Source organism: Frankia sp. CeRuru1, assembly GCF_977966315.1.
Map to the genome: position 1 here is coordinate 1 of NZ_CDWWEW010000179.1, position 10,076 is coordinate 10,076.

At 73.0% G+C, this 10,076-nt stretch carries 7 protein-coding genes and 1 pseudogene; 4 read left to right on the top strand and 4 right to left on the bottom strand.

Annotated features, from left to right (window positions below):
* Window positions 1–326: 326 nt before the first annotated feature.
* Window positions 327–995 (top strand): hypothetical protein, encoded by a 669-nt coding sequence (locus tag AC08OP_RS14115; protein WP_476614608.1) that lies wholly within the window; start codon window positions 327–329, stop codon window positions 993–995.
* A gap of 74 nt (window positions 996–1,069) precedes the next feature.
* On the opposite strand, the gene gnd is transcribed toward AC08OP_RS14115, so the two are convergent.
* Complete coding sequence (gene gnd / locus AC08OP_RS14120; RefSeq protein WP_476610328.1) at window positions 1,070–2,098, bottom strand: phosphogluconate dehydrogenase (NAD(+)-dependent, decarboxylating); 1,029 nt, start codon at window positions 2,096–2,098, stop codon at window positions 1,070–1,072.
* Window positions 2,099–2,442: 344 nt separating this feature from the next.
* On the opposite strand from gnd, the gene AC08OP_RS14125 reads away from it, so the two are divergent.
* On the top strand, window positions 2,443–3,924 hold the full coding sequence (locus tag AC08OP_RS14125; protein WP_476614612.1) for a dihydrolipoyl dehydrogenase family protein: 1,482 nt from the start codon (window positions 2,443–2,445) through the stop codon (window positions 3,922–3,924).
* A 79-nt stretch (window positions 3,925–4,003) separates the two neighbouring features.
* Here AC08OP_RS14125 and AC08OP_RS14130 read toward each other — a convergent pair whose 3' ends face one another.
* Together AC08OP_RS14130 and AC08OP_RS14135 are read right to left on the bottom strand one after the other, a co-directional pair.
* Window positions 4,004–4,639 carry a glycerol-3-phosphate dehydrogenase C-terminal domain-containing protein gene (locus tag AC08OP_RS14130; protein ID WP_476614613.1) on the bottom strand — a complete coding sequence of 212 codons (636 nt, stop codon included), beginning with the start codon at window positions 4,637–4,639 and terminating at the stop codon, window positions 4,004–4,006.
* Window positions 4,640–4,666: 27 nt separating this feature from the next.
* Window positions 4,667–5,931, bottom strand: a pseudogene (locus AC08OP_RS14135) (glycerol-3-phosphate dehydrogenase/oxidase); the annotation flags it as partial.
* A 132-nt stretch (window positions 5,932–6,063) separates the two neighbouring features.
* On the opposite strand from AC08OP_RS14135, the gene AC08OP_RS14140 reads away from it, so the two are divergent.
* A complete protein-coding gene (locus AC08OP_RS14140; RefSeq protein WP_476614609.1) occupies window positions 6,064–7,242 on the top strand; it encodes an acyl-CoA dehydrogenase family protein in 1,179 nt (392 codons plus the stop codon).
* A 93-nt stretch (window positions 7,243–7,335) separates the two neighbouring features.
* A complete protein-coding gene (locus tag AC08OP_RS14145) occupies window positions 7,336–8,445 on the top strand; it encodes an acyl-CoA dehydrogenase family protein (protein ID WP_476614610.1) in 1,110 nt (369 codons plus the stop codon).
* A gap of 56 nt (window positions 8,446–8,501) precedes the next feature.
* On the opposite strand, the gene AC08OP_RS14150 is transcribed toward AC08OP_RS14145, so the two are convergent.
* Window positions 8,502–10,076, bottom strand: a 1,575-nt coding sequence (locus tag AC08OP_RS14150; protein WP_476614611.1) for a glycerol-3-phosphate dehydrogenase/oxidase, incomplete at its 5' end; no start/stop codon positions are given.

Here is a 10,076-nt window from a genome sequence, read left to right on the forward strand (position 1 = left end):
GGTCAACAGCGCGTCGCCGCCCCGCCCGTGGCGTCGTCCCGGAAGTCGGAGGCATGGCCGATCATCGCAGGAATCGTCGCCGGACCGAGACGCGTACGAGCCCCCCGCGGGGTCGCTCGGTCGCGGTCGGTGCCGCCGCGGTGGGTGTGACGTTGGCCGTGGGGGCGGCCAGTGCACTTCATCTCAGCAGTCCCGGCTCGGACCCGGGCTCCTCGCATGACCTGTCGGTGTCCGTACCGTCCGGGCCCAGGGGCGTGCCCCGGCTCGGACGCACATCCGGGCTCGATCCCACCTCCGAAGCACGCCCGGCGGGAGTGGGTGGGCCGGTGAGGACGAGCCGGGCGGCCGGCACCGGCGCGGACGGCAGGGCGGGGCCCGCCTCCGACCTCACGGCGATCCCCGGGGTCGGACCGGTGATGATGACGAAGATCCCGCAGGCCGCCCGGCAGGTGATCGTGGTGAGCGGCATCGACCGGAACGCGAACACCAACAACGTGACGCTGTGGGAACGAGCCGATCCCGGCTCCGCCTGGGAGACCTACGGCGCCCCGCTGATCGGCCGCAACGGCGCCGACGGCTGGACGTATGACCATCGGGAGGGCGATCTGCGCAGCCCGATCGGCGTGTTCAGTCTCACCGCCGCCGGTGGCAAGCTGGCCGATCCGGGCACCGGTCTGCCCTACGAGTATCGCCCGTCGTTCTACCGGGCGACGGGTCCGCGGGGCGAGCTGATGCCCGACGCGTTCAACTACGTGGTCGCCATCGACTACAACCGACTGCCCGGGCATCCGCCATCGGACCCGACCCGTCCGCTGGGCCCGCAGATCGGCGGGGACATCTGGCTGCATGTCGACCACAGATCGCCGACGCGAGGCTGCATCGCGGTGGAACAGGACGCCCTCGTGGCCATTCTCCGTTGGCTGACCCCAATGGCCCATCCCATGATCGTTATGGGAGGCGCGGCGGACCTCGGCGCCGACAACGCCCGCCCCTGAGCCCCTTTCCTTGCCTATCCAGAGGGATAAATCAGGCACAAAAGCCTCTGGACAGGCAAGGAAGCCGGCGAGGCTCAGCCGGCTGGCTTCTCCGCGTGCTGTTCCGCGTGCCCACCGAACTGCTTGCGCATCGCCGACAACAGCTTGTCGGCGAAGAGGCCCTCCCCGCGCGAGCTGAACCGCTCGTAGAGGGACGCTGTCAGCACATGGGCGGGAACGCCCTCCTCCACGGCGGCCAGTACCGTCCAACGTCCTTCCCCGGAGTCGGACACCCGGCCGCTGAACTCGGTGAGTCCGGGATCCTCCTGCAGCGCGGCGGCGGTGAGGTCGAGCAGCCAGGAACTAACCACGCTGCCCCGCCGCCACACCTCGGCGATCGCGGTGGTGTCGAGGTCGTACTGGTAGTACTCCGGGTTGCCCAGCGGGGCGGTCTCGGCGTTGTGCTCGGCGGACGTCGTGCCGATGTTCGCCTTGTCGAGCACCGCGAACCCCTCGGCGAAGGCGGCCATCATGCCGTACTCGATGCCGTTGTGCACCATCTTGACGAAGTGACCGGCGCCGTTCGGGCCGCAGTACAGGTATCCCTTCTCGGCCTGGGTGATCTCGCCGGTCCGGCCCGGGGTCCGGGGGATGGTGCCGACGCCGGGTGCGATCGTCTCGAACAGCGGCTCCAGGCGGGCCACGACCCCCGGTTCGCCGCCGATCATCAGACAGAAGCCGCGTTCCAGCCCGAACACGCCCCCGGAGGTGCCGACGTCGACGTAGTGGATGCCCCGCTCGACGAGCGACGCGGCACGCAGGATGTCATCCCGGTAGTAGGAGTTGCCGCCGTCGATGATCACGTCGTCCGGCGCGAAGTGCTCGGCCAGGGCCGAGACGGTCTCACCGGTCAGCCCGGCGGGCACCATGATCCAGGCAGCCCGGGGCGGACGCAGGGCTGCGGCGAACTCGGCGAGGCTCCGCGTCTCCGTGGCGCCCTCCGCCGCCAGGGCCTTGACGGCCTCGGGGTTGACGTCGTAGACCACGCATTCGTGACCACCGCGGATCAGCCGGCGCACCAGGTTGGCACCCATCCGGCCGAGTCCGATCATCCCGAGCTGCATCTTCATCTCTCCGCTGGTTCGTCTCGATGGCCCGCTCCGGCGTGTCGCCGGGACGGGCCCGGCCTGGCGCTCCTGACGCCATTCTCCGTGCTGCATCCGTGCTTCCCCGTCCGTGGTGCACGTGCTTCTCGTCTCCGAGCCGGCGCCGGCCCGGTCACGGTCCGTCCGTGCCGTCTGGATCCTCTGGATCCTCTGGATCAGTTGGATCAGTTGGATCAGTTGGCGAGCCGGGCGGGACTCCGAAAGTTCCCGATGATCTTCGGTTGGCGTGGATCGAGCGGCAGATTCTAACGAGCAACGACGGAGGGCTTGTGAGCGAGCCGGGCAGGGCAGGGGAGGCGGCCATGGATGCCGACGCGGACGTGATTGTGCTCGGCGCCGGGCCCGCGGGCGAGAACGTCGCCGGCCGCTGTGCTGACGCGGGTCTGTCCGTCATCGTCGTCGAACGCGAGCTCGTCGGCGGGGAGTGCAGCTACTGGGGCTGTATCCCGAGCAAGACCCTCCTGCGGCCGGGGGAGGTGCTGGCGGCGGCCCGCCGCGTTCCCGGCGCGGCGTCGGCGGTCACCGGACCCGTCGACGCCGCCGCGGCGTTCGCCCGGCGAGACCGGATGGTGGGCGACTACTCCGATTCCTCCCAGGTGCCCTGGCTGGTCGACAAGGGCGTCGAGCTGGTGCGCGGGACCGGGCGCCTGGTGGGGCCCGCCGGCCGGGTCGCGGTGACGCTGCTGGACGGCACCCGCCGGGTGCTGACCGCATCCCGAGCCGTGGTTGTGGCCACCGGGACGCGGGCCGCCGTTCCACCGATCCCCGGTCTCGCCGACGCCGAACCGTGGGACAACCGGACCGCGACCGGCGCGCGGAAGGTCCCGCACCGCCTCGTGGTGCTCGGCGGCGGCGCCGTGGGGGTGGAACTCGCCCAGGCCTTCCGCCGGCTCGGTAGCGCGGAGGTGACCTTGATCGAGGGATCGCCCCGGCTGCTCGTCCGGGAGGAGGAGTTCGTCAGCGAGCAGCTGCGGGCCGCCTTCGAGGCGGCCGGCATCACGGTGCGGCTCGGAAGCCGGGCGGTCGAGGTCCGCCGGGCCCGGACGGGACCGGACGGCTCGGCCGGGCCGGTGACCGTCACGGTGGAGTCGGCGGATCCGGCTGAGCCGGCTGAGCCGGCCGAGTCGGGTGAGCGGCGGCCGCGCCGCGATGCTGTGGTCGCCGACGAGATCCTGGTCGCCGTCGGGCGCACCCCGGCGACCGGCGACCTGGGCCTGGAGACCGTCGGCCTGCAACCCGGGCGGTTCATCGAGGTCGACGACCGGCTCCGCGCGGTCGGCGTGGCGGGGGACTGGCTCTACGCGGTCGGCGACGTCTGCGGCCGCGCGCTGCTCACCCACATGGGCAAGTACCAGGCCCGGCTGGCGGCCGACGTCATCACCGGCCGCCGGGACCTCGCCGGCGCTCCCGTGCGCGACCTGGCCGACCCGGCGGTCGTCCCGCGGGTGACCTTCACCGATCCACAGGTCAGCGCGGTCGGACTGACCGAGCGGGCCGCGCGGGAGGCCGGGATCGCCGTGCGGGCCGTGAGCGTGCCGACCGGCTCGGTGGCCGGCGCGTCGGTGCGGGGGGAGGAGATCACGGGCACGTCGAAGATCGTCGTGGACGAGGCCCGCCGGGTGCTCGTGGGAGCGACCTTCACCGGTCCGGACACCCAGGAGATGGTGCACGCGGCCACGATCGCGATCGTCGGAGAGGTGCCGTTGGAGCGGCTGTGGCACGCGGTCCCGTCGTTCCCGACAGTCAGCGAGGTCTGGCTGCGCCTGTTGGAGGTCTACGGATGACGTCGTTGCGCGGACGTCGTTGCGCGGACCGCAGCACCGAAACGCCTGGGCGGGGCCGCGGATCGGGTTGGCCGAGCCTTCAGGACGGCCCGCCGGTCGCCGCCGGGGCGCGGTGGTCGGTCCGGCCCAGCCGGCGCACGTCGGGCGCGCCGAGCCGGGCCGCGTCGGCGGTCGCGTCGTCGGCCTGCCGCTGCGAGGCCCGTTCGGCCTCCACCCGGGCGAGGTAGTGCTCGACCTCGCGGGCGCGGGTCGCCTGGTCCCAGCCGAGCACGGGGGCGATGAGATCGGCCACGTGCTCGGCGGCCTCCACCCCCCGGTCGATGGTCTCGATCGAGACGCGGGTCCGCCGGGTGAGCACGTCCTCCAGGTGCAGCGCCCCCTCGTGGGAGGCCGCGTACACCGCCTCCGCGGCCAGGTAGGTCGATGCCCCGCGCAGCGGCTGGGCGAGATCCGGCCGCGTCTCGATGAGGTCCAGGAGCTCCTCGGTGAGGGTGCCGTAGCGGTGCAGGAGGTGCTCGATCCAGCCGACGTGCAGCCCCGCGCGGCGGGCGAGGCTCTCCCGGGCGTTCCACAGCGCGGGGAACCCGTCCGCGCCGAGCAGCGGGATCTTCTCGGTGCACGACGGCGGCACCGCCCGGTTCATGCCGTGCACGGCCGCGTCGACGGCGTCGGCGGCCATCACCCGGTAGGTCGTGTACTTCCCGCCGGCGACCATCGTCAGCCCGGAGACGGGGCTGACCACGGCATGCTCGCGGGACAGCCGCGAGGTGTCCTCGGACTCCCCGGCGAGCAGCGGGCGCAGCCCGGCGTACACCCCGGTGATATCCGCCGCCGTGAGCGGCGTGCGCAGCACCCGGTTGACCGTGCCGAGCAGGTAGTCGATGTCGGCGCTGCTGGCCGCTGGATGGGCGAGGTCGAGGCTCCAGCCGGTGTCGGTGGTGCCGATGATCCAGTGGCTGCCCCACGGGATGACGAACAGCACGCTCTTCTCGGTGCGCAGGATCAGGCCGGTGGCGCCATGGATGCGGTCGCGGGGCACGACGATGTGCACTCCCTTGGAGGCCCGGACCGACAGCTGGCCACGTCCCCCCACCATCGCCTGGATCTCGTCGGTCCACACTCCGGCAGCGTTGATCGTCTGGCGGGCCCGCAGCTCGATCTCGGCGCCCGACTCGAGGTCACGTACCCGCACGCCGGCGACCCGGTCGCCCTCCCGCAGGAAGCCGGTGACCCGCGCGCTGGTCGCGATGAGCGCCCCGTAACGGGCGGCGGTCCGCGCGACGAACACGGTGTGCCGCGCGTCGTCGACCTGGCCGTCCCAGTACTGGATCGCGCCGACGAGGGCGTCCGGGCGCAGCGACGGGAACTCCCGCAGCGCCGCCTTGCGGGTCAGGTGCCGGTGATGGGGCATGGTGGTGTCGCCGCTCGGCCCGATGCGGGCCAGCCCCTGCCCGAGGGTGTCGTAGAGCAGCACGCCACTGCCGATGTAGGCACGTTCCCAACCGTGGCGGGTCAATGGCAGCAAGAACGGGATGGCCCGGACCAGATGGGGCGCGAGCGTGTCCAGCATGAGGGACCGCTCCCGCAGCGCCTCTCGGACCAGCGGGGCGTTGAGCTGCTCGAGGTACCGCAGCCCGCCGTGGATGAGCTTGCTCGACCGGCTGGACGTGCGGCGGCGAGGTCGCGCGCCTCGACCAGGGCGACGGACAGGCCCCGGGTCACCGCGTCCAGCGCCACCCCCGTGCCGGTGACCCCGCCGCCGATCACGGCCACATCCACCGGATCCGCCCCCAGCCGGCGCAGTGCCTCGGCGCGGCCGACCCGGTCGAGCCGGGCGGTCGGGGTTCCGTGTCTGGTCGGCGTCATCGCCAGTTGCTTCCTCTCCTGCGAACGTCCTCGCGTCCTGTCGTCGTGATCGCCCGGGACGCTCCGGCGGCTCGCCACCCATCGTGCCGGCTGTCGGTGTCCGGTGTCCGGCGCCCGGGCGCGGGATCGTTGAACGTCCATGAACGTCTGTGAACGTCCGGCCGGGGCGTGGTGGGATGCGAATGCGACCGTCCCGGGATCCCGCGCGAGGCGACCGGATGGGCGACCGGATGGGCGACCGGATGGAGGTCAACACCAGATGGAGGTCAACGCATGGACCTGACCCACCCGCCGGCCGAGGAACGGTTCCGTGCCGAGTTGCGGGCCTGGCTCGCCGAGAACATCCCCGCCCCCTGGACGGAGCCCGGGTTCTGGGCCGGCGTGGGGGAGGCCGAGGGCTTCGACCTGCGGCGGGACTGGGAGCGGCGCAAGGCGCTCGCGGGCTTCGCCGGGATCGACTGGCCGGTGGAGTATGGCGGCCGGGGCGGCACCCCGGGGATGAGGGCCGTCTACGACCAGGAGATGCAGCTCGCCCGGGCGCCGCGCTCGGTCAACACGCTGGGCCTGGCCTTCCTCGCGCCGACGGTGATGGCGGTCGGGACACCCGAGCAGAAGCGCGACATCCTCGGGCCGATGCTGCGCAACGAGGTGATCTGGTGCCAGGGCTTCTCGGAACCCGGCGCGGGCTCCGACCTCGCGGCGCTGCGTACGTCCGGGGTGCTCGACGGGGACGAGTACGTGGTCAACGGGCAGAAGGTCTGGACGACGTTCGCGAACCGCGGAGACAAGATCTTCACCCTGGTCCGGACCGAGCCCGGCAGCCGGCGCCATCACGGCATCTCGCTGCTGCTCATCGACATGCACGCTCCCGGGGTGGAGGTCCGGCCGATCCGGCAGATGAGCGGCGCCAGCGAGTTCGGCGAGGTCTTCCTCACCGACGTGCGGGTGCCGGCGTCGGAGTGCCTGGGCGGGATCGGCAACGGCTGGGCGACGGCGATGCTTCTGCTGTCGTTCGAGCGCGGCGCGTCCGGGATCAGCCAGTACACCGGCTTCCGGCGCAGCTACGACGAGATCGTCCGGGTCGCCCGGGCGCTCGGCCGCGACACCGACCCGGTGCTGCGCCAGGAGTTGGGCCGGCGCATGGTCGAGCTCGAATGCCTGCGCTACCACTCGATGCACGTCCTCACCCAGGTAGAGCAGGGCCGGGACCTGGGGGCCGAGTCGTCGATCACCAAACTGCAGTGGTCGGAGACGTACCAGGACCTGTTCGAGACCTTTGATGCGCTGCTCGGCGCCGATGTGGCGCTCACCCACCCCACCGCGGACCTCGATCTGACGACGCTGCGGCAGGAGAGCTTCTGGACCCGCTCCGTCACCATCTGGGGTGGATCCTCGCAGGTACAGCGCACGATCGTCGCGGAGCGGGTCCTCGGCCTGCCACGCGGATCATGATCATTGTCGCGATTCGGGCCTGCGCCTACGTCTGCGCCCGCGCCTGTTCATCCCGCTGATCCTGCCTCGCCCCGCCTCCGGAGGTCCGAGCCCGTGTTCTTCGCCCTCACCGACGAGCAGCGCGCGCTCGCCGCCACCGTCCGGGACTTCCTGGCCGACCGCTTCGATCTGACCGCCGTCCGCGCGGTCTTCACCGATCCCGACGGTGACGGACACCCCCCCGAGCTGTGGAAGGCGATCGGCGAACAGGGCTGGCTCGCGGTGTGCGTGCCCGCGCGGTTCGACGGTCTCGGGCTCGGGCTGCTCGACGCACAGATCATCGCGCGGGCGTTCGGAGCGGGGGCGATCCCCGGGCCCTGGCAGCCGACCGTGCTCGCGGGCGAGGCGGTGCGGCTCGCCGGCTCGGCGGACCAGGCGGCGGCGGTGCTCGCCCCCCTCGCCGCCGGTGACCTGGTGGCCACCGTGGCGCTGCGGGGCCCGGGCGGGGGATACGACCGTACCGGCATCGCGGTCCGCGCGACCGCGGACGGCCGGCTGGGCGGTGTCGCGTCCGGCGTCGAGTATCTCGAGGTCGCCGGGCTCGTGGTGGTCGCCGCCGTCGACCCCGCCGGGGTCGGGCTCTACCTGCTCGATCCGCATGGCCCGGGGGTGACGGTCACCGCCCAGCGCGGCTTCGACGGCACCACCCGGCTGGCCTCGCTGTCCCTGGCCGACGCGCCCGCGACCCGGCTGCCGGCCTCCGACGTCGCGGTCGCTGCGGACCTGGTCCGTCGTGGTGCCCTGCTCACGGCCGCGGACCTCGTCGGTGTCGCGCGGGCCGCGCTGACCCGGACCGTCGCCTACGACATCGATCGGGTGCAGTTCGGCCGGCCGGTCGGTTCGTTCCAGGCGCTCGCGCACCATCTCGCCGATCTGCATGTCGCCGTCACGATGGCCGAGCACGCGGTGCTGTACGCGGCGCACGCGCTCGACACCGCCCTGCCCGACGCGGAGCTGGCGCTCGCGGTGGCGAAGAGCAAGGCCAACCAGGCCGCCGGGGACGCCACCGCGGCGATGATCCAGTACCACGGGGGGATCGGCTACACCTGGGAGCATGATGCGCACTTCTTTTACAAGCGGGCCAAACGCCAGATTCCCGCTTTTGGTGACACTCCTGCGCATCTGGAGCGCATCGCGGTGCTGACCGTCGACACGTTGCCCTGACCGCCCCCGATCCCGCAGCACTCGCAGCGGTGCTGGTTCCTCGGCGCTGCTGGTCCTTAGCGCGTCAGCGTATGGTCGAACAGCTGCCGGGCCGGGCCCAGGGCTGCCCGGCGGTCGGCGGGAGCCAGCCCGATGCGCGTCCGGCGATCCAGCAGGTCTGCCGGGTCGAGCGCGCCTTCGTCCCGCACCGCGAACAGCAGCTCCGCGCCGGTGACCGGCGTCCCCTCGGCGACGGGTGCCAGCAGGTCGGGGTCGCCGTCGGCCAGGGCCAGCACCCTCGGTGCCTCCGTCCCGTACCGCTCGACCAGACGGCGCGGCGCGGCCACCGTGGCGAGGACTGATCGAGGTGCCGCACCGACCAGGCCGAGCCGCCGGGTACGGCAGGGGCCGGCGTCGAGGTCGCCCACCGCGACGGCGGCGTCCACCGCGTCGGCGGCCATCCGTCGATAGGTCGTCAGTTTGCCGCCGACCACCGTGACCAGGCCGCCCGGGTCGGTCCGCACCAGGTGCCGCCGGGAGAGATCGGCGGTGCGGGCGGTGCTGGTACGGGCGTCGGCGGTGTGGTCGGTGGCGGTGTGGTCGGTGGCGGTGTGGTCGGTGGCGGTGTCGAGCAGGGGGCGCAGGCCTGCGAAGGCGCCCAGCCGGTCCGCCGGGTCGATGGGGGTGGCCAGCACGTTCGAGACGATGCCCAGCAGCTGCGCGATCTCGTCCTCGTCGGGCACCGGGACGTCGACGACCTCCTCGACCGGCACGTCGGTCAACCCGACGTAGACGCGGCCGTCGTCCTGGGGCAGCACCAGCGCGAACCGGTTCCGTTCACCCGGCATCGGCAGGGACAGCGCCGCGCGGGTCCCGGCCAGGACGGTGGAGCGCAGCACGAGGTGGGTGCCGCGGCTCGGCCGCAGCCGGATCCCCGGCGCCAGGTCCGGCGCCCACACGCCGGTGGCGTTGACCACCGTCCGCGCACGCAGGGTGATCCGGGTACCGGCGAGGGTGTCCACCGCGGTCGCCTCGATCCCACGGCAACCGTGCCGGCCCGGGCCGGCACGGTTGCCGTGGGATCCGGTGCCGAGGGCACGCGCCGCGCTGCTGCCGCCGTCGAGGCCGTCGAGGCCGTCGAGGCCGGTCACCCGCAGCCGGGTCAGGATCCGGGCGCCGAATCCGGCGGCGGTCCGGGCCAGCGCGACGACGAGACGGGCGTCGTCAACGAGCTGGCCGTCCCAGTGCAGCACCCCGCCGCGCAGCCCGGCTTCCCGGAGCGCGGGAGCCACCCCGAGCGTCTCCACGGCGGTCAGCCGGCGTGGGCCGGGCAGGACCGCGCGGGGCGTGCCCGCGCCGCGGCGCAGCAGGTCGCCGAGCCACACCCCGGCCTGGACCAGCGCGGCGTTCGACCGCGGTACTCCCGGGGTCAGCGGGGTGAGCATGGGCAGCGCCCGCACGAGATGGGGCGCGGTGTGCCGCATCAGGATGTCGCGTTCGACGGCGCTCTCCCGCGCCAGCGCCACGTCTCCGGTGGCCAGGTAACGCAGCCCGCCGTGAACGAGCTTGGAACTCCATCGGCTCGTGCCGAAGGCGAGGTCGTGCGCCTCGGCGAGGACGACGGACAGGCCGCGGGAGGCGGCGTCCAGGGC